The organism is Pseudomonas sp. efr-133-TYG-103a (assembly GCF_030209235.1).
Lineage (GTDB): Bacteria > Pseudomonadota > Gammaproteobacteria > Pseudomonadales > Pseudomonadaceae > Aquipseudomonas.
The window spans coordinates 176,882-200,207 of record NZ_JARVSK010000001.1 but is presented as its reverse complement, the minus strand read 5'-3'; the positions used below and the strand labels follow the sequence as shown (position 1 = coordinate 200,207).

19 protein-coding genes are annotated in these 23,326 nt (G+C 60.6%); 14 read left to right on the top strand and 5 right to left on the bottom strand.

Annotated elements, in window-relative coordinates:
• Positions 1–284: 284 nt before the first annotated feature.
• The 3 genes from QRN36_RS00945 to QRN36_RS00935 form a co-directional block, all read right to left on the bottom strand.
• Complete coding sequence (locus tag QRN36_RS00945) at positions 285–1,607, bottom strand: MFS transporter (RefSeq protein WP_285422424.1); 1,323 nt, start codon at positions 1,605–1,607, stop codon at positions 285–287.
• Positions 1,608–1,910: 303 nt separating this feature from the next.
• Positions 1,911–3,149 (bottom strand): transporter associated domain-containing protein, encoded by a 1,239-nt coding sequence (locus tag QRN36_RS00940; RefSeq protein WP_285422423.1) that lies wholly within the window; start codon positions 3,147–3,149, stop codon positions 1,911–1,913.
• A gap of 12 nt (positions 3,150–3,161) precedes the next feature.
• Complete coding sequence (locus QRN36_RS00935) at positions 3,162–3,974, bottom strand: inner membrane protein YpjD (protein WP_093463128.1); 813 nt, start codon at positions 3,972–3,974, stop codon at positions 3,162–3,164.
• A 256-nt stretch (positions 3,975–4,230) separates the two neighbouring features.
• Here QRN36_RS00935 and ffh point away from each other — a divergent pair, with 256 nt between their 5' ends.
• The 11 genes from ffh to QRN36_RS00880 all read left to right on the top strand — a co-directional run bounded on the left by ffh (position 4,231) and on the right by QRN36_RS00880 (position 15,659).
• On the top strand, positions 4,231–5,607 hold the full coding sequence (ffh, locus tag QRN36_RS00930; RefSeq protein WP_093463131.1) for a signal recognition particle protein: 1,377 nt from the start codon (positions 4,231–4,233) through the stop codon (positions 5,605–5,607).
• A gap of 247 nt (positions 5,608–5,854) precedes the next feature.
• Positions 5,855–6,106 (top strand): 30S ribosomal protein S16, encoded by a 252-nt coding sequence (rpsP, locus tag QRN36_RS00925; protein ID WP_003185073.1) that lies wholly within the window; start codon positions 5,855–5,857, stop codon positions 6,104–6,106.
• 5 nt (positions 6,107–6,111) lie between these two features.
• On the top strand, positions 6,112–6,648 hold the full coding sequence (gene rimM / locus QRN36_RS00920) for a ribosome maturation factor RimM (protein WP_093463134.1): 537 nt from the start codon (positions 6,112–6,114) through the stop codon (positions 6,646–6,648).
• 3 nt (positions 6,649–6,651) lie between these two features.
• Positions 6,652–7,404, top strand: coding sequence for a tRNA (guanosine(37)-N1)-methyltransferase TrmD (trmD, locus tag QRN36_RS00915; protein WP_093463137.1), 753 nt, complete (start codon positions 6,652–6,654; stop codon positions 7,402–7,404).
• 43 nt (positions 7,405–7,447) lie between these two features.
• Complete coding sequence (gene rplS, locus QRN36_RS00910) at positions 7,448–7,798, top strand: 50S ribosomal protein L19 (RefSeq protein ID WP_008018567.1); 351 nt, start codon at positions 7,448–7,450, stop codon at positions 7,796–7,798.
• A 126-nt stretch (positions 7,799–7,924) separates the two neighbouring features.
• A complete protein-coding gene (gene xerD / locus QRN36_RS00905; protein ID WP_093463140.1) occupies positions 7,925–8,821 on the top strand; it encodes a site-specific tyrosine recombinase XerD in 897 nt (298 codons plus the stop codon).
• A gap of 168 nt (positions 8,822–8,989) precedes the next feature.
• Entirely contained in the window at positions 8,990–9,730 is a 741-nt protein-coding gene (locus tag QRN36_RS00900; RefSeq protein ID WP_285422422.1) for a thioredoxin fold domain-containing protein, read from the top strand.
• Between the two features lie 134 nt (positions 9,731–9,864).
• A complete protein-coding gene (locus QRN36_RS00895) occupies positions 9,865–11,169 on the top strand; it encodes a homoserine dehydrogenase (protein WP_285422421.1) in 1,305 nt (434 codons plus the stop codon).
• Positions 11,170–11,311: 142 nt separating this feature from the next.
• On the top strand, positions 11,312–12,721 hold the full coding sequence (thrC, locus tag QRN36_RS00890) for a threonine synthase (protein ID WP_285422420.1): 1,410 nt from the start codon (positions 11,312–11,314) through the stop codon (positions 12,719–12,721).
• A 99-nt stretch (positions 12,722–12,820) separates the two neighbouring features.
• Positions 12,821–15,175 carry a transporter substrate-binding domain-containing protein gene (locus QRN36_RS00885; RefSeq protein ID WP_373568682.1) on the top strand — a complete coding sequence of 785 codons (2,355 nt, stop codon included), beginning with the start codon at positions 12,821–12,823 and terminating at the stop codon, positions 15,173–15,175.
• Positions 15,176–15,362: 187 nt separating this feature from the next.
• Complete coding sequence (locus tag QRN36_RS00880; protein ID WP_093463152.1) at positions 15,363–15,659, top strand: DUF3509 domain-containing protein; 297 nt, start codon at positions 15,363–15,365, stop codon at positions 15,657–15,659.
• Between the two features lie 175 nt (positions 15,660–15,834).
• On the opposite strand, the gene QRN36_RS00875 is transcribed toward QRN36_RS00880, so the two are convergent.
• Positions 15,835–16,728 carry a TIGR02285 family protein gene (locus QRN36_RS00875; protein WP_373568681.1) on the bottom strand — a complete coding sequence of 298 codons (894 nt, stop codon included), beginning with the start codon at positions 16,726–16,728 and terminating at the stop codon, positions 15,835–15,837.
• 310 nt (positions 16,729–17,038) lie between these two features.
• Between QRN36_RS00875 and QRN36_RS00870 the strand changes: the two genes are divergently transcribed.
• From QRN36_RS00870 to QRN36_RS00860, 3 genes are all read left to right on the top strand, one after another.
• Positions 17,039–17,581, top strand: coding sequence for a YaeQ family protein (locus QRN36_RS00870; RefSeq protein WP_093463158.1), 543 nt, complete (start codon positions 17,039–17,041; stop codon positions 17,579–17,581).
• Positions 17,582–17,644: 63 nt separating this feature from the next.
• Positions 17,645–19,360, top strand: a complete 1,716-nt coding sequence (gene recJ, locus QRN36_RS00865) for a single-stranded-DNA-specific exonuclease RecJ (RefSeq protein WP_285422419.1) — start codon at positions 17,645–17,647, stop codon at positions 19,358–19,360.
• Positions 19,361–19,465: 105 nt separating this feature from the next.
• On the top strand, positions 19,466–20,572 hold the full coding sequence (locus tag QRN36_RS00860; protein WP_285422418.1) for an NADH:flavin oxidoreductase/NADH oxidase: 1,107 nt from the start codon (positions 19,466–19,468) through the stop codon (positions 20,570–20,572).
• Positions 20,573–20,659: 87 nt separating this feature from the next.
• Here the strand turns inward: QRN36_RS00860 and QRN36_RS00855 are convergent, their stop codons facing one another.
• Positions 20,660–23,083, bottom strand: a complete 2,424-nt coding sequence (locus QRN36_RS00855) for a PAS domain-containing sensor histidine kinase (RefSeq protein ID WP_285422417.1) — start codon at positions 23,081–23,083, stop codon at positions 20,660–20,662.
• Positions 23,084–23,326 lie beyond the last annotated feature (243 nt).

Below are 23,326 nucleotides of genomic sequence, written 5' to 3'. Positions count from 1 at the left end.
ACCTGATCCACCGCAATCGCGAGCAAGCTCACTCCTACAAGGGTGATGCGGCGCTGCCTGGTATCGAGCCAGTCCACAAAACCTGTGGGAGCGAGATTGCTCGCGAAGACTGACTTCCAGCCGCTGGATCTCCGCCAGACACACCGGCCTCTTCCCGGCTGAAGCCGGTCCTGCCGACGCCGCGGGCTTTTCGTAGGACCGGCTTTAGCCGGGAAAGCGTCAGGTGTCACGCCGAAGGTCGAAGAGGGCGTTGAAGCCAGTTGCCCACTCCTGCACATCAAGCATTACTTGATGGTATCCAGATCCGCATGACGGGTTTCCTTCAGGCACAGCACGGCAATCAGGCTGATCAAAGCCGCTGCCGACACGTATCCGCCGACCCAGCTCAATCCGCCCATCTCAACCAGCTGTTGCGCGAAGAACGGTGCCACCGAGGCGCCGACAATGCCGCCGATGTTGTAAGCCGCAGACGCGCCGGTGTACCGCACGCGAGTAGGAAACAGCTCAGGCAGCAGCGCACCCATCGGCGCGAACGTCACGCCCATCAAGAACAACTCGATGGACAAGAACAGCGTCACGCCCCAGGTCGTGCCGTGGGTGAGCAGCGGCTCCATCAGGAAGCCCGAAAGAATGGCCAGCACGCCGCCGATGATCAGAACCGGCTTACGACCGAATCGGTCACTTGCCCACGCTGAGAGCGGCGTCGCCAAGGCCATGAACAGGACCGCAAAACACAACATCGCCAGGAAGGCTTCGCGGCTGTAACCCAGTGTCTTGACGCCGTAGCTGAGGGAGAACACCGTCGAGATGTAAAACAGTGCGTAGCACACCACCATCGACGCCGCGCCCAGCAGCATCGGCGCCCAGTACTGAGCGAAGAGCTCGGCAATCGGCATTTTCACGCGTTCATGGCGTGCGATGGCCTTGGCGAAAACCGGTGTTTCTTCCAGTTTCAGGCGCACGTAGAGGCCGATCACCACCAGCACCGCGCTGAGCAGAAACGGGATTCGCCAGCCCCAAGAGCGGAATTGTTCGTCGTTCAGGGTCATCGCCAGGGTCAGAAACAGGCCGTTGGCGGCAAGGAATCCGATCGAGGGGCCCAGCTGCGGGAACATGCCGAACCAGGCACGTTTGCCCTTGGGGGCGTTTTCGGTCGCCAGCAAGGCAGCACCGCCCCATTCGCCGCCAAGCCCCAGTCCCTGGCCGAAGCGCAGGACGCAGAGCAGAATCGGCGCCCATGAGCCGATCGCGTCATAGCCCGGCAGCACGCCAATCAGCGTGGTGCAGATGCCCATCAGCAGCAACGAAGCCACCAGCGTGGACTTGCGGCCGATGCGGTCGCCGAAGTGTCCGAACAGCGCGGAGCCCAGCGGGCGGGCGAGAAAGGCGATGCCGAAAGTGAGAAACGCAGACAGCATTTGTGCGGTGCTGGACGTCTGCGGGAAAAACACCGGGCCGATCACCAGCGCAGCGGCGGTGGCGTAGACATAGAAGTCGTAGAACTCGATCGCGGTGCCGATGAAGCTTGCAGTCGCCACGCGGGCAGCGGAGTTGGCAGGCCGCGCCTCGCGTTCGTCGCTGGGTTGGTAGGCGGAAGTGGTTGTCATGCGGGAATCCCTGGCAGTCATCTTGCCTGTCAGCGAGCAACGAAGCTTCGTACGCGCACTTTGGCAAACGTTAATTATTTTTGGGTACAGCGCTGAACAGACTAGCCCGGGTGCGGGCAAGGGCGTTTGGCAATGCTCGGGATGGGAGCGGGCGCCAGGAGGTCGCGTGAGACGTCAGGCTGAGTGACTGGCCGGATCACGCACTGTGCGGGTAGCACGCGGATCGGCGGGGCTGGGTAAGCGAATCGATTATAGGAAGGGGGCGGGCGCGGAAACAAGTGTTTCAGACGAGGCGCCGCGCCTTTAAATGACGTCTTTGGTCCGCGTGTTCTGCCACATCAGCACCCGGGTGACGCGATTGTCTTCGGTCTCCAGGGTTTCCAGTCGGTACGGACCGATTTTCAGGCACACCGAGCTGTCGGGAATCGTTTCCAGCGCTTCGGTAATCAGCCCGTTGAGGGTCTTTGGCCCGTCCGACGGCAGATGCCAGCTCAAGCTGCGGTTCAGGTCGCGGATCGACGCTGCGCCTTCGATCACCAGTCGTCCATCGGGCTGGGGATGGATGTGCGGGTTGTCGAGGGCTTGCTCGCTTTCGAATTCGCCGACGATTTCTTCGAGGATGTCTTCCAGGCTGACGATGCCCAGCACTTCGCCGTATTCGTCGACGACGACGCCCATGCGTCGCTGCTGCTTGTGAAAGTTGAGCAATTGAAGCTGCAGCGGGGTGCTTTCAGGGACGAAGTACGGCTCATAGCACGCGGCTTTCAGCGCTTCCTTGGTCAACTCGCCGCGCGGCAGCAGATGGCTGATCATGCGCGTGTTGAGCACGCCTTCGACCTGATTGATGTCGTTGTGATAGACGGGCAGACGCGTGTGCCGCGAGATGATCAGCTTGTCAGTGATTTCCTCGAGGGTCTCGTCCAGGTTGATGCCATCGACCTCGCTGCGCGGCACGAGAATGTCGTTGACGGTCATGCTGTCCAGCGCATGGATGCCGGAAATCACATGAGCACGACCGAAGTGGCTCTCGTTTTCCTGATAGACCGTCACGCCCATTTCGTCGTCGTCATCGGCGGTATCCGGGCGGCGCCTGGACAGAAACGGGCGCAACAGCAGCTTGGCGATGTTCTTGTACAGCCAGGTCAGTGGCTGCAACAGACGAATCGGGATACGCAGCACGTTGTTGCCCAGCAACACAATGGCTTCGGGCCGGCGCGCTGCCAGCTTGCGAGGAATGAACTCCGTGGCGATCACCAACACGCTGGCCACGCCCAGCCAGGCGATCAGCGGGCCGTGGAAATACCACTGACTGATGGCCAGCAGGGTCGCCAGCACCGTAATCAGCACTTTGAGCAGCGTGTTGCCCAGAATCAGACTGTTCAGATTAAACGCCAGCACAGGCTTCGGCGGTTCGCTGGAGCGTGGTTTGGTGGCGGTCGCGCGCAGGTTTTGGTGAGCCGCTTCCACCGCCGTGAACAGCCCGGACCACAGCGTGAGCAGGGCGAGCAGCGCGAGCATCGTGCCTAAGGGCAGGTTATCCATGATCAGCGCCTGTCAGATGTGCAGGATATATTCGCGTACCAGCTTGCTGCCGAAGTAGGCCAGCATCAGCAGCAGGAAACCGCCCAGCGTCCAGCGAATGGCCTTGTGACCGCGCCAACCCAGACGATTGCGCCCCCACAGCAGCACGCTGAATACCACCCACGCGAGAATCGACAGAAGGGTCTTGTGCACCAGATGCTGCGCGAACAGGTTTTCAACGAACAGCCAGCCGGAAATCAGCGACATCGACAACAGGGTCCAGCCGGCCCAGAGGAAGCCGAACAGCAGGCTTTCCATGGTCTGCAGCGGCGGGAAATTGCGAATCAGGCCCGACGGGTGCTTGTTCTTGAGCTGACGGTTCTGCAACAGCAGCAGCAGCGCCTGGAAAACGGCAATGGTGAACATGCCATACGCCAGAATCGACAGCAGAATGTGCCCGATCAGGCCTTGTTCGGCGGCGATCGGCTGCAGCGTGCCGGCCGGGGCGAACTGCGCCATCAAGGCCGTCAGCAGGCCGAGCGGGAACAGCAGAATGAGCAGAATTTCAACCGGGATGCGGATGCAGGCCAGCATCGTCACGATGATGACGGCGACGGCAATCAGGCTGGCGGCGCTGAAAAAGTCCAGGCCCAGACCGATCGGGCGGACCAGTTGGCCGAACAGGGCGCTGGCCTGGCAGGCGACGGCCAACGTGCCGACGAGGCAAAGCAGCCATTTGTCGGCCTTCTTGCCTTGGCGCAGACGCATGCCTTGATAGAGGGTCGCAGCGGCGTAGAGGACGGCGGCGGCGAGGCTGAACAGCAAACTCGGTGACAAGGGGAACATAGATCCTGATGGGCGTGCCCGAAAGCCGCTGAGTTTGGCATAGAACCGACATTTCACGAAAGACCACAGAAGCAGACGCCGTGGTGTCCGTGCGCGGGAGTCTTCGCTATAATCCGCGACCTGCTCAAGCCACAGGCTCGCCGAGCGCTGCTCCTCTCTATATATATGTACCGCCATCGCGCGACGTATCAGGGGCAGGGCCGTTACGGGTCGGGCCGCATCAACCGGGGTTCATCACGAATCCAAAGGATCGCGCATGTTTGAAAATCTGACAGATCGTCTCTCGCAGACGCTGCGCCAGGTCACTGGCAAGGCCAAGCTGACCGAGGACAACATCAAGGACACGCTGCGCGAAGTGCGTATGGCGCTGCTTGAAGCCGACGTCGCCTTGCCGGTTGTCAAAGACTTCGTCAACCGCATCAAGGAACGCGCAGTCGGCACCGAGGTGTCGCGCAGCCTGACGCCGGGCCAGGCGTTCGTGAAGATCGTTCAGGCCGAGCTCGAAGACATGATGGGGGCGGCCAACGAAGAGCTGACCCTCAACGTTACGCCGCCTGCGGTCATCCTCATGGCCGGTCTGCAGGGTGCGGGCAAGACCACCACCGCAGGCAAGCTGGCGAAGTTTCTCAAAGAGCGCAAAAAGAAAACCGTCATGGTGGTCTCGGCCGACGTTTACCGTCCTGCCGCGATCAAGCAGCTCGAAACCCTGGCCAACGACATCGGCGTGACGTTCTTCCCGTCCGATATCAGCCAGAAGCCTGTCGCGATTGCTGAAGCCGCTATTAAAGAAGCCAAGCTCAAGTTCATCGATGTCGTGATCCTCGACACCGCCGGTCGTCTGCACATCGATGCCGAGATGATGGGCGAGATTCAGGCGCTGCACGCAGCGGTCAAGCCGGCCGAAACGCTGTTCGTGGTTGACGCCATGACCGGCCAGGACGCCGCCAATACCGCCAAGGCGTTCGGCGATGCACTGCCACTGACCGGCGTGATCCTCACCAAGGTCGACGGTGATGCCCGTGGCGGCGCGGCGCTTTCGGTGCGCGCGATCACCGGCAAGCCGATCAAATTTATCGGTATGGGTGAAAAGAGCGAGGCACTCGAGCCGTTCCACCCGGATCGTATCGCTTCGCGCATCCTGGGCATGGGCGACGTGCTCAGCCTGATCGAGCAGGCCGAGCAGACCCTCGACAAGGAAAAGGCCGACAAGCTGGCCAAGAAGCTGAAGAAGGGCAAGGGCTTCGACCTCGAAGACTTCCGCGATCAGCTGCAACAGATGAAAAACATGGGCGGCCTCGGCGGCCTCATGGACAAGCTGCCAAGCATCGGCGGCGTCAATCTGTCCCAGATGGGCAACGCCCAGAATGCGGCCGAGAAGCAGTTCAAGCAGATGGAAGCCATCATCAACTCGATGACTCCAGCCGAACGGCGTGACCCTGAAATGATCAGCGGCTCGCGCAAACGTCGCATCGCCATGGGTTCGGGTACGCAGGTGCAGGACATAGGGCGTCTGATCAAGCAGCACAAGCAGATGCAGAAGATGATGAAGAAATTCTCGACCAAAGGCGGCATGGCGAAAATGATGCGCGGCATGGGCGGAATGCTGCCCGGCGGCGGCATGCCCAAGATGTGATTTGCAGCGCGCGGAAGTCATTCCCGCGCGCCCTTCTTTGGGATGACCCTCCCATTGGTCTGCTTCGGCAGACGCTTACGCGCCGTCCTCGACGACGGCTCCATGGCAAATCTTGATGGCCTGACGGCTCGCGCCGGAAAAAGTCATTTGCAAAAGTCCGGATATTCCTTAGAATATGCGGCCTTTCGGGCACCCATGCCCGCTGTGCATCTTAGATTTGCAGCACCGACTACAGGAACTTTGTTCAATGCTAACAATCCGTCTTGCCCTTGGCGGCTCCAAAAAGCGCCCGTTTTACCACCTGACTGTGACCGACAGCCGTAACCCACGCGACGGTTCGCACAAGGAACAAGTAGGTTTCTTCAACCCGGTTGCCCGTGGTCAGGAAATCCGTCTGTCCGTGAACCAAGAGCGCGTTGCCTACTGGCTGAGCGTTGGTGCACAACCTTCTGAGCGCGTTGCTCAGTTGTTGAAGGAATCTGCCAAGGCTGCGGCCTGAGCAATATGAACGCGACGCCAGTTGTTGCCGATGATTTGATCGTTATTGGCAAAATCTATTCTGTTCATGGCGTTCGCGGCGAAGTGAAGGTGTATTCCTTTACTGATCCGACTGAAAACCTGTTGCAGTACAAAACCTGGACGCTCAAGCGCGAAGGCAATGTGAAGCAGGTTGAGCTGGTCAGCGGACGCGGGAGCGACAAGTTCCTGGTCGCGAAGCTCAAGGGTCTTGATGATCGTGAAGAAGCTCGTCTTCTGGCTGGTTATGAGATCTGCGTGCCGCGCAACGTGTTCCCTGAACTGACCGACGGCGAGTACTACTGGTACCAGCTCGTGGGTTTGAAGGTCATCGACCACCTTGGGCAATTGCTCGGGAAGATCGATCATCTTCTGGAAACCGGCTCGAACGATGTAATGGTGGTCAAGCCCTGCGCGGGCAGCCTGGATGATCGCGAACGTCTGTTGCCCTATACGGAGCAATGTGTGTTGGCAGTCGATCTGGTTGCAGGCGAGATGAAGGTGGATTGGGACGCGGATTTCTAAGCAATGGCTAGCCTGCGCATAGAAGTGATCAGTCTGTTTCCCGAGATGTTTTCCGCCATCAGCGAATACGGCATTACCAGCCGTGCGGTGAAACAAGGGCTGTTGCAGCTGACTTGTTGGAATCCGCGGGACTACACCACAGATCGGCATCACACTGTGGACGATCGCCCGTTTGGCGGTGGCCCTGGCATGGTGATGAAGATCAAGCCCCTGGAAGATGCACTGGTTCAGGCCAGGCAAGCAGCGGGGGAGGCGGCGAAGGTGATTTACCTGTCGCCCCAAGGCCGCAAGCTGGATCAGTCTGCGGTACGCGAACTGGCGCAGGAAGAAGCACTTATCCTGATTGCCGGTCGTTATGAAGGCATTGACGAGCGCTTTATTGAGGCTCATGTCGATGAAGAGTGGTCGATTGGAGACTATGTGTTGTCTGGCGGCGAGCTGCCGGCCATGGTCCTGATAGATGCGGTTACGCGACTGCTGCCTGGAGCTTTAGGGCATGTGGATTCCGCGGAGGAAGATTCCTTCACGGATGGTCTGCTGGATTGCCCGCATTACACCCGACCTGAGGTGTATGCGGATCAGCGTGTTCCCGACGTGTTGCTAAGCGGCAATCACGCACACATCCGGCGTTGGCGTTTACAGCAGTCCCTTGGGCGGACCTATGAACGACGCGCCGATCTTCTGGAAAGCCGCTCGCTTTCTGGAGAAGAGAAGAAGCTGCTGGCGGAATACCTCCGCGAGCGGGACGATAGTTAACGTATCGATGGTAGATCCGACTGATTTACCTTAGGAGCACAGCATGACTAACAAAATCATTCTTGCACTCGAAGCAGAGCAGATGACCAAAGAGATCCCTCCCTTTGCCCCGGGCGACACCATTGTCGTTCAGGTGAAAGTGAAGGAAGGCGACCGTTCGCGTCTGCAGGCGTTCGAAGGCGTTGTAATTGCCAAGCGTAACCGTGGTGTGAACAGTGCTTTCACTGTTCGTAAAATCTCCAACGGTGTTGGCGTTGAGCGTACTTTCCAGACCTACAGCCCACAGATCGACAGCATGGCTGTGAAACGTCGCGGCGACGTTCGCAAGGCCAAACTGTACTACCTGCGTGACCTGTCCGGTAAAGCAGCTCGCATCAAGGAAAAACTGGTTTAATCCCAGTCTTCCGATGCAAAAAAAGCAGCCTGCGGGCTGCTTTTTTGTTGTCTGGCATTTGGTTTTGTCCCGACTTCGCAGGTATGAAACACTTGCCCTCGCTTTTCACCACTCAAGTCAGAACCCATGCCCGCCATCGACCACCCCATGATCGACCGCTTTCTCGACGCCCTTTGGCTGGAGAAAGGGCTGTCCGATAACACCCGTGCGTCCTATCGCAGCGATCTGGCGTTGTTCAATGGCTGGCTGCAGGACAAGGGCATCGATCTGATGAGCGTTAGCCGTGATGCGATTTTTGACCATCTCGCCTGGCGAGTGGACAACGGCTACAAGGCTCGCTCGAGTGCCCGGTTCCTGTCGGGAGCGCGTGGGTTTTATCGGTATCTGCTGCGAGAAAAACTCATTTCCGTTGATCCGACGCTGCAGGTCGACATGCCGCAATTGGGCAAACCCTTGCCTAAATCCCTCTCCGAAGCCGATGTCGAAGCCTTGCTGGCGGCTCCTGATCTGAGCGAGGCGATCGGTCAACGTGACCGCGCCATGCTGGAAGTGCTCTACGCTTGCGGCTTGCGGGTGACCGAGCTGATAAGCCTGACGCTTGAGCAGGTCAATTTGCGTCAGGGCGTGCTGCGAATTATGGGCAAGGGCAGCAAGGAGCGGCTGGTGCCGATGGGCGAAGAAGCGATCGTCTGGGTCGAGCGCTATGTGCGCGACGCGCGTCAGGAGCTGCTCGGCGGCCGGCCCAGCGATGTGCTGTTCCCCAGCCAGCGAGGCGAGCAGATGACTCGGCAGACCTTCTGGCACCGCATCAAGCATCAGGCCAAGGTCGCCGGGATCGGCAAATCCCTGTCACCGCACACCCTGCGCCACGCGTTCGCGACCCATCTGCTCAATCACGGCGCCGATCTGCGCGTGGTCCAGATGCTGCTCGGTCATAGCGACCTGTCCACCACCCAAATCTATACACACGTGGCTCGGGCACGGTTACAGGAAATGCATGCGAAGCATCACCCGCGCGGGTAATCAATCCTCCGCACTTTACGACGTGTCTTACATCAGTCAGCGTCGGCCTCGTGAGCCTTATGTGATAGGCTTTGCCGGTTTCGCAGACTGGAGCCTCGAAAACCGACCGGCGCGTTGCCGTTTGCCGTTTTCAATCCCGCCCGTCTGCCCACCGCTCGAGGAGTTTTCATGCGCGTGACTCGTTTTATGGGTGCTGCCGTTGTAGCGCTTGCCGGTTTCTTCAGCCTGTTCGCCCACGCCGACGAGGCGCCGGACAAAGCCATTCGCAAGACCCTGGAATCGCTCAATCTGGAAATCCCGGTCGAGAGCATTTCCAGCAGTCCGCTCAATGGCGTTTACGAGGTCAACCTCAAAGGTGGCCGCGTGCTGTATGCCAGCGCCGATGGCCAGTTCGTGATGCAGGGCAACCTTTATCAGATCCAGGGCGGCAAGCCGGTCAACCTCACCGAGAAGGTCGAGCGTCTGGCGATCTCCAAAACCATCAACGGCATTCCCACCGCTGAAATGGTCGTCTATCCGGCCATCGGTGAGACCAAATCCCACATCACCGTCTTCACCGACACCACCTGTCCGTACTGCCACAAGCTGCATGGCGAAGTGCCGGAGCTGAACAAGCGCGGCATCGAAGTGCGTTATGTCGCATTCCCGCGTCAGGGCCTTGGCTCGCCGGGTGACGAACAACTGCAGGCCGTCTGGTGTTCCAAGGACCGTCGCGGCGCCATGGACCGCATGGTCGACGGCAAGAACATTCAGGCGCCCAAGTGCGACAACCCGGTCACCCGGCAATTCGAGATCGGTCAGTCCATCGGGGTCAACGGCACGCCGGCGATCGTTCTGGCGGACGGGCAGCTGATTCCGGGCTATCAGCCAGCGCCGCAAGTGGCCAAACTGGCGCTGAGCGCCAAGTAATCCTGTCGCTCGCGGGCTGCCTGCGAGGGACATTCAGGCGCAGCCATTCTGGCGTCTGATCAACAGCGAGCCGCAGTTCACTGCGGCTGTTTCCACGGCCGGCCTCGCGTCGGCCGTTTTATGGGGAGTTCATAGTGAAACCGGTCAAAGTAGGCATCTGTGGGCTGGGTACTGTCGGTGGCGGTACCTTCAATGTGCTTAAGCGTAACGCCGAGGAAATTGCCCGCCGCGCCGGGCGTGGAATCGAAGTGGCGCAAATTGCCATGCGTTCGCCAAACCCCAATTGCCAGATTACCGGTACCCCGACCACGACCGACGTTTTCGACGTGGCGAGCAACCCAGAAATCGACATCGTCATCGAGCTGATCGGTGGTTACACCGTCGCTCGCGAATTGGTCCTCAAGGCCATTGAAAACGGCAAGCACGTTGTCACTGCCAACAAGGCGCTGATCGCTGTGCACGGCAACGAGATTTTCGCCAAGGCGCGCGAGAAGGGCGTCATCGTCGCCTTCGAAGCCGCGGTTGCAGGTGGTATTCCGGTCATTAAAGCCATTCGCGAAGGGCTGTCGGCGAACCGCATCAACTGGGTGGCGGGCATCATCAACGGCACCGGCAATTTCATCCTGACCGAGATGCGCGAGAAGGGTCGCGCCTTCCCGGACGTCCTGGCCGAAGCCCAGGCGCTGGGTTACGCCGAAGCCGATCCGACCTTCGACGTCGAAGGCATCGATGCGGCGCACAAACTGACCATTCTGGCGTCCATTGCGTTCGGCATTCCGTTGCAGTTCGACAAGGCCTACACCGAAGGCATCACCCGGCTGACCACCGCCGACGTGAATTATGCCGAAGCGCTGGGTTACCGCATCAAGCACCTGGGCGTGGCCCGCAGCACACCGAGCGGTATCGAGCTGCGCGTACACCCGACGCTGATCCCTGCCGATCGTCTGATCGCCAATGTCAACGGCGTGATGAACGCGGTGATGGTCAACGGCGATGCCGCCGGTTCCACGCTGTTCTACGGTGCCGGTGCCGGCATGGAGCCTACCGCTTCGTCGGTCGTCGCCGATCTGGTGGACGTGGTTCGCGCCCTGACCACCGATCCGGAAAACCGTGTTCCGCATCTGGCATTCCAGCCCGATTCTCTGTCGGCTCATCCGATCCTGCCCATCGAGGCCTGCGAGAGCGCTTACTATCTGCGTATTCAGGCGAAGGATCATCCGGGTGTACTGGCGCAAGTGGCCAGCATCCTGTCCGAACGCGGCATCAATATCGAGTCGATCATGCAGAAGGAAGTCGAGGAACACGACGGCCTGGTGCCGATGATCCTGCTGACCCATCGCGTCGTCGAGCAACGCATGAACGATGCGATTCAAGCGCTCGAAGCGTTGCAGGATGTCGCTGGACCGGTTGTACGGATTCGCGTCGAACATTTGAACTGAAGCAGCTCGCCTCACGCGTTAAGCTGCAAGAAAGCAAAACAACTTCGCGGTGAGCTTCAGCCGCAGTTTGCAAGTCGACGCTCAGGGCGCTGACTTGCAGCTTGCAAGGTGAAGCTTGCGGCTCGAACCGAAGGTTTGATTTATGCGCTATATCAGTACTCGCGGCCAGGCGCCGGCCCTGAATTTCGAAGACGTGCTGCTGGCGGGGCTCGCCAGTGATGGCGGCCTCTATGTGCCGGAGAATCTGCCGCGTTTCACTCAGGAAGAGATCGCTTCCTGGGCTGGCCTGCCTTATCACGAACTCGCTTTCCGGGTGATGCGTCCCTTCGTGACCGGCAGCATTCCGGATGCCGATTTCAAGAAGATCCTCGAAGAGACCTACGGCGTGTTCACCCACAGCGCCGTTGCGCCGCTGCGCCAGTTGAACGGCAACGAATGGGTCATGGAGCTGTTTCACGGCCCGACCCTGGCGTTCAAGGACTTCGCCCTGCAACTGCTGGGTCGTCTGCTGGATTATGTGCTTGAGAAGCGCGGCGAGCGCGTGGTCATCATTGGCGCGACGTCCGGCGATACCGGCTCGGCGGCGATCGAAGGCTGCCGTCGTTGCGACAACGTCGATATCTTCATCCTGCACCCGAACAATCGTGTTTCCGATGTTCAACGCCGTCAGATGACCACCATCTTCGGCGACAACATCCACAACATCGCCATCGAAGGCAACTTCGACGACTGCCAGGAAATGGTCAAGAACAGCTTCGCTGATCAAGGCTTCCTCAAAGGTACGCGTCTGGTAGCGGTGAACTCGATCAACTGGGCGCGGATCATGGCCCAGATCGTTTACTACTTCCACGCAGCGCTGCAGCTTGGCGGCCCTGCGCGCTCGGTGGCGTTCTCGGTGCCGACCGGCAACTTCGGCGATATCTTCGCCGGTTACCTGGCGCGCAACATGGGACTGCCGATCAGCCAGTTGATCGTCGCCACCAACCGCAACGACATCCTGCACCGCTTCATGAGCGGCAATCAGTACGTCAAGGAAACCCTGCACGCCACGCTGTCGCCTTCCATGGACATCATGGTTTCCTCGAACTTCGAGCGTCTGCTGTTCGACATGCACGGTCGTAACGGCGCGGCGATCGCCGGCCTGATGGACAGCTTCAAGCAGGGCGGTGGCTTCAGCGTCGAAGAAGATCGCTGGAGCGAAACCCGCAAGCTGTTCGACTCCCTGGCCGTCAGCGATGAGCAAACGTGCGAGACCATCGCCGAAGTGTTCGCCAGCACAGGCGAGCTGCTTGACCCGCACACGGCCATTGGCGTGAAGGCTGCACGCGACTGCCGCCGCAGCCTGGACACGCCGATGGTGGTGCTGGGTACGGCCCATCCGGTCAAATTCCCGGAAGCCGTGCAGAAAGCCGGTGTAGGAAAAGCGCTTGAGCTGCCTGCACATTTGTCTGATTTGTTTGAGCGAGACGAGCGTTGCACTGTTCTGCCAAATGACCTCAAGGCCATGCAGGCCTTCGTCAGTCAGCACGGCAATCGGGGCAAGCCTCTGTAACGGTATCCCCGTGTAACAGTTTAAGGCCCGCCACCCGGCGGGCCTTACTGTTTGTGCGTGCCACACTTGCGAAGTATTTTTCATTTCGCGGACAAGCCAGTGGCTTTCGATTACCGATTCTTCAAGGCGCCAGGCGCGCCGATTCATCACCCCATTCTCAGGCACGCGTTGCTGCTGTTTTTATGCGCGTGGAACTCTGCCGGTCATGCGATAGAGAATCTTCCTTTTGCGCTGGCCGAACCTTTTCTGGCTCAGCGCCCACTCGTGCTCGACGGCACTGATCGACGCTGGCTGGCGGAGCGCAAGGTGCTCAGGGTCGGGGTATCGATTGCCGACCACGAGCCCATCGACATCACCAGCGACCGCAACCGCTACCAGGGCATCAGCGCCGATTACCTGAGCATGATCAGCGCCCGTTTATCCATTCCCGTTCAGGTTCAGGCATTCGCCAAGCGCGAAGATGCAGTGGCTGCGCTGCGATCCGGAGCGATCGATATGCTGAGTGGCGCGAGCGGTTACGAGCGAGCCATCACCGGCCTGACCTTCACCCAAAGTTACATGCCGGACAAGTCGGTGGTCGTGGCCCGCGGCACTGACTCAAGCCTGCTTCCCTCGCTGAGGGGCAAGCGCGTGCTGTTGCTCGAGGGCTATGTCGACTCCGAGCAGGCGCACCGCCTTTACCCTGACAGCGAGATTCTGCTCGCCCCCAGTCTGTACAGTGCGGTAGAAGCGTTGGCCCATGGCGAAGCCGACGCGGTCATCGGCAACGAACTGATCGTGCGAGCCTACAGCGTGCTGCGGCCGTATCTGGGCTTGCAGATCAAGTTCATCAGCCTGATCCCGCCGGGCGGCTTTTCGTTCGCCCTGCGTGAGCGCGACTCAAGGCTGACCGGACTGATCAATCGCGCCATGGCCGGCCTGGACGAGTCGGTGAGTCATCAGATTCTGGAGCGCTGGACGTCAGGCCTGGGCACCGATGTGATCGGTCAGCGCCTGAATTTCAATGCCGCCGAACAACTGTGGATACGCAAGCATCCGCAGGTGGTCGTTGCTTCCACGCAACATCCGCCTTACATCTACAAGGACGACAAGGGCCGCTGGGTCGGGTTGAACGTGGACCTGCTGTCACGCATCTCGCGCATGACCGGTCTGATGTTCGTGTACGAAGAAGCGCCGTCCACGCGTGTGCTTCTGGAGACGCTGACATCCGGTTCGGCGCACATGAACACCACGCTGGCCGAAACGCCCGAGCGTAAGACCCTTCTGAATTTCACTTACGCATTCGGCGGCAATAACTGGGTGTTTCTGGTGCCAGCCAATGCCCCGTCGCCTGTCAGCCTGGCGCAGATGTCGGGAAAGGTGCTTGCGCTGCCGGCGCGGCATGCGTTGCTGGAGTACGTTCAAACGAGCTATCCGGACATCCTCCTGCGGCTGGTCCCGACCTACGAGGAGGCGCGTCAGGCGGTGGAAGACGGCGATGCGCACTTCACCATCCAGAACGAGGCGGGCGCCTGGCTCTATACCTCGGACCGGTTGAAGGTGGGTCGCAGCGTGGAAGGAAAGTGGTCGTCGGACAGCTTCTCGGTGATCAAGAGCGAGCCGGAGTTGCTGGGCATTCTGAACAAGGCGCTCGAGGAGTTTCCGGTCGCTGAGATGCGTGCGATCCGCATGAAGTGGTTAGGCACGGTAAGCGCTCCGCCCTCGGTCTGGCAGCGTATTCCTGCCTGGGTTTACTGGAGCGCAAGCATCGTGCTGTTGCTGGGGCTGGTGTCGCTGGCCTGGCGCAGCCGTCTGCAGGTACAGATTCATCGGCGGCGGCGCGCTGAAGAGCAGCTCAGCGACCAGCTCGCGTTCAAGCGAGCACTGTTCGACGGGATTCCTGACCCGCTGTACGTGCGCGATCTGCAAGGGCGACTGGTTTCGTGCAACCGCGGCTACGAAGCGTTTTTCGGCATCAGTCACGAGCAGATGAATGGCCGGCGCGTGATTGATGTCGACCTCGTTCCGCAGGAGTGTGCCGTCCATATGCACGCCGATTACATGACCTTGCTGGAAACGCAGAAGCCGTTGCAGGTCGAGCGCAGCATGAATCTGTTTGGCAGGCAGATCGAAGCCATGCAGTGGAGCGTGCCGTTCTATCGCGCGGACGGTCAGTTGCAGGGGCTTCTGGGTGGCTGGGTCGACTGCACCGAGCGCAAGCGTCTGGAGCGCGAATTGCTCCTGGCGCAACAGAACGCGGCGGTGGCGGATCAGGTCGTCAGCACCTTCCTTGCCACAATGAGGTACGAATTCCACGCGCCGATGGCCTCGATCGTCGAACTGCTGGAGAAGGAGCAGGCACGGCTTGCGGGGCAGCCAGTGTCACAAACCCTGGACAGAGTCTGCGAGTCCACGCGCGAGTTATTAACGCGAATGGACAAGCATCTAAATTGCGCGGCGGAGCCCGACCACTGACCGTCAAACCCGCGCGACCGCTCTGCCTCGGGCGTTGGACTGGGTGAAGTCTGTCTGTCACATTCGGCAGGCATGCTCCAGGCTTCAGGTTGCCGCATTGCCCGATTCATGGCGCAAAGAACTTTCCGCTTCTGCCAATGGTCATTGATAAGCACCTTTGCATTCAAACTGTTGAGTGGTGATCCGGATGGAAAATATCAGCTTGTTGCTAAGCGACGCACTGGCCCCTTATCAGGCGAGTCTTGGCGCTGCCGGTGTGAACGGCGAGCGTCTCGTAACGCTGAAAAATGCAGCCGGTGCGATCGTGATCGAACGTGTTTTTTCGGCCTCTCAACTGAGCGACCGACGCCAGTTGACGGATGTGGTGGATGGTTTGCACCGTGATTTGATGGTGGCAGAAGGGCGCATCGAGCCTTGTGTCATCGCGGCAATGCGCAATGCCTCGCAAGCGGGCGTGTTCTCGGGCGGTCGACCTTTTGTCTGAGGCCTGGGGAACCTTATCGGTTGGGTAGGCTCCTATCAATTACGGCAGGCGCAGGCATTGTGCTCCGGTGTTTATGTTGCCTGCCGTACGGGTCCAAGATGGACCACGGTTGACCCCGAGCAGTCTCCCCGCTGCTCGGGGTTTCTTTTTGCCTGCTGCCTGTGTCGGGCAATGATCAGTTCTGGCCTTCATCGAAAAAGGTCTGCGCGTCGCGCAGGTATTCTTCCTTTTTCACCATCCATTCAGCGTAAAACCCGATCAGCTTCGTGACCCGTAGCACGCGCATCTCCCGATTGATGACCTGCATGGCTGCGCGCCCTTGATCGTTTTTTGAGCAGCCGATGTGGGCGAACTGGTATTTGGGGGCATTCTTGATCGGGAAGAATTCGAGCTCGCTCAAGGGAATCCCCTGCTGCTGCGCGTGATAACGAGCCTCCGGCCAGTAGCTGATGATCGCCTGGAACCGGTCCAGCCGCTCCATCTCCAGCATGCTCCCGACAGCGGTGTTGCCGTAATGCAGGATCAGGTTGTCCGACCGGGTCGTTTCGCGGAGGATTTTGTCGATGACCGGCCCATAGCTGCGCTCGGCGACGATGCCGACCTTGACCTTGTTGCTGGCCAGCAGGGCTGCCAGGTCCAGATGACCGTCGTTGTCCAGAAAGGGCGCGAACAGTGCGTGATTTCTCTGCTCGATGGTCACGCCATTGCCGGGGGTGGCGTACGTCGGGATGGAAAACAGAATGGTCTTTTCGCGCTCGGCGGTCCACAGCAGCGTCGGGTCGCAGGCGAAGCCATCAGGGTCCTGCAGCATCTGAGTGCCGCGAGCGCGGTTGACGTGCATGACCTTGTGATCGTATTCGGGCATGTGGGCGATCAGTTCGGGCATCAGCTTGTCGATGGCGCCCTGACCGGTCTGCGGCCCCGAGAAAATGGTCAGCGGCGGGAAATCGCGCAGCAACCAGGTCAGCGTCTCCTTGGCCTGCGCAGTCGCAGGCATGCCGACCATGACCGAAATGAAAAGCAGCGCAGCGCATCCGGCGCCACGCGCTTGCGTAAAACGATTGACCATCCGTCGATGCAATTCCCGAAAAAACTGACTGGAGCCGAAGCTGGCGTGACCACGCGGCCTCTGGGCTGATCGCTGGCAGCCACCGACAACGGGATACTCTCTGTACTTCATGTTAGAGGGTCTCTCATCAAGGTATCGGCGTTGTGGATCATTTGTTTAACACTCGTGACGATGGCTTGAGTAAAGCACTGCGCCGAGTGTCTGCCACACGCAATTTGCGACGGTTGCTGCAATCGCTTATCGAGTTCCATCGTTCAAAGGGGCGTCATCGGTTAGACTTGCCGCCTTTCCCGTCTCTAGAAGCCCGTTCATGGCCCAGCCGTCCACGACCTACAAATTCGAACTGAACCTCACCGACCTCGATCGCGGGGTTTACGAAAACGTCAAACAGACCATCGCCCGCCACCCTTCGGAAACCGAAGAGCGCATGACCGTTCGCCTGTTGGCATACGCTTTCTGGTACAGCGAGCAACTGTCGTTCGGTCGTGGCCTGTCGGAAGTCGACGAGCCGGCCCTGTGGGAAAAAAGCCTGGATGATCGCGTGCTGCACTGGATCGAAGTCGGCCAGCCGGATGCAGAGCGCCTGACCTGGTGCTCGCGTCGTACCGAACGCACCAGCCTGTTGGCCTACGGCAGTCTGCGCGTCTGGGAAGGCAAGGTCGTTCCAGCCGTCAAATCCCTGAAGAACGTCAACATTGCCGCAGTGCCGCAAGAAGTGCTGGAGACGCTGGCCAAGGACATGCCGCGCGTGATCAAGTGGGACGTGATGATCAGCGAAGGCACGATCTTCGTGACCGACGACCGCGGCCAACACGAAGTACAGCTGCAGTGGCTGGCGGGTGAACGGGGCTGATCGCCATCGTTGACCGTGCCGACCCCGAACCTGCTCCAACACCAGAACACCAGCGGAACCCGCATGCGCATCGAACCACGGCTGTTACCTGAAACCCTGCCTTTTCTGGGCGATCTGCCCCCTCTGCTGACCCGGCTCTACGCGGCGCGTGGCGTGGCGTCGCAGGAGGAACTGGATAAGGGCCTGGCGCGGCTGATTCCCTATCAGCAGCTCAAGGGCATCGATGCGGCAGTGGATCTGTTGGTGACGGCGTTGCAGCAGCGTCAGCGCATTCTCATCGTGGGCGACTTCGATGCCGACGGTGCGACGGCCAGCACGGTGGGCGTGTTGGGTCTGCGGCTGTTGGGCGCCGCCCATGTCGAATACCTGGTGCCCAATCGTTTCGAATACGGCTATGGCCTCACGCCGGAGATCGTCCAGGTCGCGCTGCAGCGCCAACCCGATCTGCTGATGACCGTGGACAACGGCATCTCGAGCGTCGAAGGGGTCGCCGCCGCCAAGGCTGCTGGCTTGCAGGTACTGGTCACCGACCACCACCTGCCGGGCCACGAACTGCCCGCCGCCGATGCCATCGTCAACCCCAATCAGCCGGGCTGCACGTTCCCCAGCAAGGCACTGGCCGGCGTAGGCGTTATCTTTTACGTGCTGATGGCGCTGCGTGCGCGGTTGCGCGACCTTGGCTGGTTCGAGGCTGGCGGGCGTGCTCAGCCCAACCTGGGCGAATTGCTGGATCTGGTGGCGCTGGGAAGCGTCGCCGACGTCGTGCCGCTGGACGCCAACAACCGTATCCTCGTGCATCAGGGCCTGATGCGCATCCGCGCCGGACGTGCGCGCCCCGGATTGCGCGCCATTCTGGAAGTCGCCCGGCGCGAGCCATCGCGCATCACTTCCACCGATCTGGGTTTCATTCTCGGCCCTCGACTGAACGCCGCCGGACGTCTGGATGACATGAGCCTGGGCATCGAATGCCTGCTTTGCGACGACGAAGCACAGGCGCGGGAGATGGCGGTGAAGCTCGATGAGCTGAACCAGGACCGCAAATCCATTGAGCAGGGCATGCAGCGCGAGGCGCTCGCCCAGCTCAAGGACCTGCCGGTCGAGTCGATGCCGTTCGGCCTGTGTCTGTTCGAGCCGGAATGGCATCAGGGCGTCATCGGTATCCTTGCCTCGCGCATGAAAGAGCGCTATCACCGTCCGACCATCGCGTTTGCGAGCGCGGGCGAGGGCGTGCTCAAAGGCTCTGCGCGTTCGGTGCCCGGCTTCCATATTCGTGACGCGCTGGATGCGGTCGCCGCCCGACACCCGGAGCTGATCAGCAAGTTCGGCGGCCACGCCATGGCGGCCGGACTGTCGTTGCCGGAAGCGAACTTTCCGGCGTTTGCCGACGCGTTCGATGCCGAGGTGCGACGCCAACTGACTGAGGAAGACCTGACCGGTCGGCTGCTGTCCGATGGCACGCTGGCGGTGGAGGAATTTCATCTGGAGCTGGCGCGTGCGTTGCGCAACGCCGGGCCGTGGGGGCAGCACTTTCCGGAGCCGTTGTTTCACGGCGTGTTCCAGCTGGTGGAGCAGCGGGTGGTCGGCGAGCGTCATCTGAAGATGGTGCTCAAGACCGAGTGCGGCACGGTCAGGCTCGAAGGCATTGCGTTCAGCGTTGATCGGGACGTGTGGCCGAACCCGACCATTCGTTGGGTCGAACTGGCGTACAAGCTCGATCTGAACGAGTTTCGCGGCAACGAAACGGTGCAGTTGATGGTGGTGCATCTGTCGCCGCGCTGAACGCCGTCACGCGGCAGGAACCCGAACTTCTCTCCAGTTGTCGACTAGGCTTCAGGTTCAATACGAACAGTGCCTGGATCCTTTGAATCGACCTGAGAGGTGCTCATGAGCCTGCTGCTTGAACCCTACACCCTTCGCAAACTCACCTTTCTCAATCGCATCGCGGTCTCGCCGATGTGTCAGTACTCCTGCGTCGACGGGCTGGCCAATGACTGGCATCTGGTTCATCTGGGCAGTCGTGCCGTGGGCGGCGCCGGGCTGATCTTTACCGAAGCGGCGGCGGTGACCCGTGACGGTCGCATCACGCCCGAAGACCTCGGCATCTGGAACGATGAGCAGATCGAACCGTTGCAACGGATCACCCGCTTCATTACCGCGCAAGGTGCAGTGGCGGGCATTCAGCTGGCGCATGCCGGTCGCAAGGCCAGCACCTGGCGTCCATGGCTCGGCAAGCACGGCAGCATTCCGGCCGATCAGGGCGGATGGACGCCCTGGGGACCGTCGAAAATCCCGTTCGACCCTCAGCACACCGCGCCGACACCGTTGGACGAGGCGCAGATCCAGACCGTCATCCAGGCCTTCGTCGACGCTGCCAGACGCGCGCTGACCGCAGGGTTCAAGGTCGTGGAGATTCACGCAGCCCACGGTTATCTGCTGCATCAGTTTCTGTCTCCGCTGAGCAACCAGCGTCGCGACCAGTACGGCGGATCGTTCGAGAACCGCATTCGTCTGACCCTCGAGGTCACCGAAGCGGTGCGCAAGGTGTGGCCCGAGGAGTTACCGCTGTTCGTGCGGGTGTCGGCCACCGATTGGGTCGAGGATGGCTGGAATCCGGATGAAACGGTTGAACTGGCCAAGCGCCTGAAAACCCTCGGCGTTGACTTGATTGATGTGTCATCGGGCGGCACTGCAGCGAACGCCGAAATTCCGGTCGGGCCGGGTTATCAGACGGAGTTTGCCGGGCGGGTGCGCAACGAGTCGGGCATCGCCACCGGGACCGTGGGCATGATTACCGAGCCGTATCAGGCCGATACCATTCTGCGTACCGGGCAGGCCGACTTGATCCTGCTGGCCCGTGAGCTGCTGCGCGATCCTTACTGGCCGCTGCACGCCGATGACGACCTGGGCGGGCGCAAGGCTGTGTGGCCCGCGCAATATCAGCGTGCGACGCATCGGGATCAGCCGATTCATGAGTCGGATCTGCGCGACTGATGCTGAACACCGGCACGTCGTGGCAGCGTCACGACGGGTCGGCGGCCCACTCAGTCCGTTGCTGCCGGCCCCGTCACGCTGCTGCGTTTAGCCTTCGAGCAAGCCTTTCACCCGCTCGCTGAGCGCCGGAATCGAGAACGGCTTGGTCAGCACGTGCATGCCCGGTTCCAGCCGACCTTCCCCCAGCGCGGCGTTTTCCGCGTAACCGGTGACGAACAGCACCTTGAGCTTCGGCCGAAGTGTGCGTGCGGCGTCGGCGAGCTGGCGTCCGTTCATCCCGCCTGGCAGACCGACATCGGAGACCAGCAGGTCGACGGTCTGCCTGGACTGCAGAATCTGCAGCGCCGCTGCCCCGGTGTCGGCTTCCAGCACGCGGTAACCCTGATCGGTCAGCACTTCGGCCACGAGCGCGCGGACCGACGGCTCGTCGTCCACCACCAATAATGTTTCACCGCCTGCGACGTGATTGAACGGAGCCTCCGGTTCGGGCTCGCTGACCCCGACAACGGTCTGCTCGACGTAGGCCGGCAAGTGAATACAGACCTGCGAGCCTTTGCCTGGCGTGGAGCGGATATGTACGCCGCCTCCGGATTGCCGCGCGAAGCCATAGATCATCGACAGGCCGAGGCCGGTGCCCATGCCGATCGGCTTGGTCGTGTAAAACGGATCGAAAGCGCGTTTCACGACATCGGGGCTCATCCCGCTGCCGTTGTCGCTGACACACAGCGTCACATACGTGCCCGCGGACAGCTCAAGCTCGCGGGCCTGGTCGGCGGTCAGCGTTTTGTTGCCGGTCTCGATCAGCAGTTGTCCGCCATCGGGCATCGCGTCACGGGCATTCAGGCACAGATTGAGCAGGGAATTTTCAAGCTGATGCGGATCGACCAGCGTGGCCCACAGACCGGGCGTGGCGATGACATCCATCGCAATGGAGGGGCCGACAGTGCGACTGATCAGTTCGGCCATGCCATCCACCAGTTGGTCGACATCGGTGGGCTTCGGATCGAGGGTCTGCCTGCGGGAAAACGCCAACAGTCGGTGGGTCAGGGCGGCCGCTCTTCGCGCCGCGTCCATCGCCGCGTTCACATAACGGCCCAGGTTTTCCGTGCGACCGTTGGCGACCCGGGATTTCAGCAGTTCGATGTTGCCGCTGACGCCCATCAGCAGGTTATTGAAGTCGTGAGCCAGTCCGCCGGTGAGCTGACCGACCGCTTCCATTTTCTGTGACTGGCGCAACGCTTCTTCGGCAAGGCGCAGTGCCTCCCCGCGTTCTTTCTCGGCGGTCATGTGCTTGCCGAGCGCGAAAATCACGCCATTGTGAGAAGCCGCTGTCCACGCGATCCAGCGATAACTGCCGTCCTTGTGTCGAGAGCGGTTCTCGAACAACGGCAGCACGTCGTCGATGGTGTGGGCAAGCGCCGCTTGGCTGGAGCTGAAGTCGTCCGGGTGGATCAGGTCCAGCACGGAGCTGCCGATCAGTTCGTGGGGTTCGTGGCCCAGGACCGCCGACCAGGCGGGATTGACCCGCAAAAGGTGGCCGTCGAAATCCAGCATCGCCAGCAGGTCCGGCGAGATGGTCCACAGACAATCGAGTTCGGCGGTGCGGGCCGCGAGTGCGTCGGCCTGCTGTTTCTCTGCGGTGAAGTCCCGGGCGCTGCAATACATCTTGCCGCCTTCGGGCACCGCCACCCAGGATAACCAGCGGTAGCTGCCGTCCTTGCAGCGATATCGGTTTTCGACATTCAGGACGGGCTGATTGTCGGCCAGGGCGCCGAAAGCGATTTTGCTGCGTTCGCCGTCGTCGGGATGAACCAGTTGGCTGAAGGTCAATGCCGACAGCTCGTCTTCGCTCCAGCCAAGCACGCGATGCCAGGCCGGGTTGCTGGATTCGAAGCGGAACTGCGCGTCCATCACCGACAGCAGGTCAGGGCTGACTTGCCAGGTCAGGCCACGGTCATGGGAGCGTTCAATCACCTGCCGTTCGAGGTCGGCAATCAAGTCCAGTCGACGTCGTTCGCTGGCTTTGAGCGCCTCCTGATTCTTGACGCGCTCGGTCGTTTCGTTGGTGATGCACAGAAGCCCGACGATGGCGTTGTTTTCGTCCATCACGGGCGAGAAGGTGAACGACCACCACGTCTGCTCGACTTCGCCGTACCGCGCCATGGTCAGCGGCAGATCTTCGCACTGATAGGGCACACCCCGCAGTGCGTTCTCGGCATAGGGCCGCACCTGTTCCCAGACATCGGCCCACAACTCGTTGATGTGCGCGCCGATGGCGTTTTCGCCCCGAGGCCCGAGCACCGGTGCGTATGCATCGTTGTGGAAGAACAGCATCTCGGGTCCCCAAAGCAGGTACATCGACTCTGGCGAATTGAGGATCAGATTGAGGTGGATTTTCAGCGCTGCCGGCCACTGCGCGATCGGCCCCAGGGGCGTCGTGGTCCAGTCGGTCTGCGAAATAACGCGGCCTGCCTCACTGTCGCCTGCGGGAAAGCCGGGATGTAGGGTCAATGAGGCAAGCTCCAGTCAGGGGAGAACAGTGTACGAAGCTGGCTGTAAACTTGCCTACCCTTTTATATCCGCCTGAATGGGCGAGTGGGCGTATGAAGAGCGATCCGGCATTCAGACGAATATCAGAACACGCGGGTAAATCCGTTCCAGCTCATTTGGATTGACCGTGGGGATCCATCGGGGTTGCGTTGATATCAAATTATAATCAGTGCGGCGTGGTGTATCCAATGCCTTGGGCCGTTG

What these genes read in the sequence shown, in the direction of transcription:
- recJ (WP_285422419.1), top strand. Translation starts at nt 17,645, where the DNA reads ATGCGCATCGAACCACGGCTGTTACCTGAAACCCTGCCTTTTCTGGGC.
- rplS (WP_008018567.1), top strand. Translation starts at nt 7,448, where the DNA reads ATGACTAACAAAATCATTCTTGCACTCGAAGCAGAGCAGATGACCAAA.
- xerD (WP_093463140.1), top strand. Translation starts at nt 7,925, where the DNA reads ATGCCCGCCATCGACCACCCCATGATCGACCGCTTTCTCGACGCCCTT.
- QRN36_RS00860 (WP_285422418.1), top strand. Translation starts at nt 19,466, where the DNA reads ATGAGCCTGCTGCTTGAACCCTACACCCTTCGCAAACTCACCTTTCTC.
- QRN36_RS00945 (WP_285422424.1), bottom strand. Translation starts at nt 1,607, where the DNA reads ATGACAACCACTTCCGCCTACCAACCCAGCGACGAACGCGAGGCGCGG.
- QRN36_RS00940 (WP_285422423.1), bottom strand. Translation starts at nt 3,149, where the DNA reads ATGGATAACCTGCCCTTAGGCACGATGCTCGCGCTGCTCGCCCTGCTC.
- QRN36_RS00935 (WP_093463128.1), bottom strand. Translation starts at nt 3,974, where the DNA reads ATGTTCCCCTTGTCACCGAGTTTGCTGTTCAGCCTCGCCGCCGCCGTC.
- QRN36_RS00900 (WP_285422422.1), top strand. Translation starts at nt 8,990, where the DNA reads ATGCGCGTGACTCGTTTTATGGGTGCTGCCGTTGTAGCGCTTGCCGGT.
- QRN36_RS00870 (WP_093463158.1), top strand. Translation starts at nt 17,039, where the DNA reads ATGGCCCAGCCGTCCACGACCTACAAATTCGAACTGAACCTCACCGAC.
- QRN36_RS00875 (WP_373568681.1), bottom strand. Translation starts at nt 16,728, where the DNA reads ATGGTCAATCGTTTTACGCAAGCGCGTGGCGCCGGATGCGCTGCGCTG.
- trmD (WP_093463137.1), top strand. Translation starts at nt 6,652, where the DNA reads ATGGCTAGCCTGCGCATAGAAGTGATCAGTCTGTTTCCCGAGATGTTT.
- rpsP (WP_003185073.1), top strand. Translation starts at nt 5,855, where the DNA reads ATGCTAACAATCCGTCTTGCCCTTGGCGGCTCCAAAAAGCGCCCGTTT.
- QRN36_RS00880 (WP_093463152.1), top strand. Translation starts at nt 15,363, where the DNA reads ATGGAAAATATCAGCTTGTTGCTAAGCGACGCACTGGCCCCTTATCAG.
- thrC (WP_285422420.1), top strand. Translation starts at nt 11,312, where the DNA reads ATGCGCTATATCAGTACTCGCGGCCAGGCGCCGGCCCTGAATTTCGAA.
- ffh (WP_093463131.1), top strand. Translation starts at nt 4,231, where the DNA reads ATGTTTGAAAATCTGACAGATCGTCTCTCGCAGACGCTGCGCCAGGTC.
- rimM (WP_093463134.1), top strand. Translation starts at nt 6,112, where the DNA reads ATGAACGCGACGCCAGTTGTTGCCGATGATTTGATCGTTATTGGCAAA.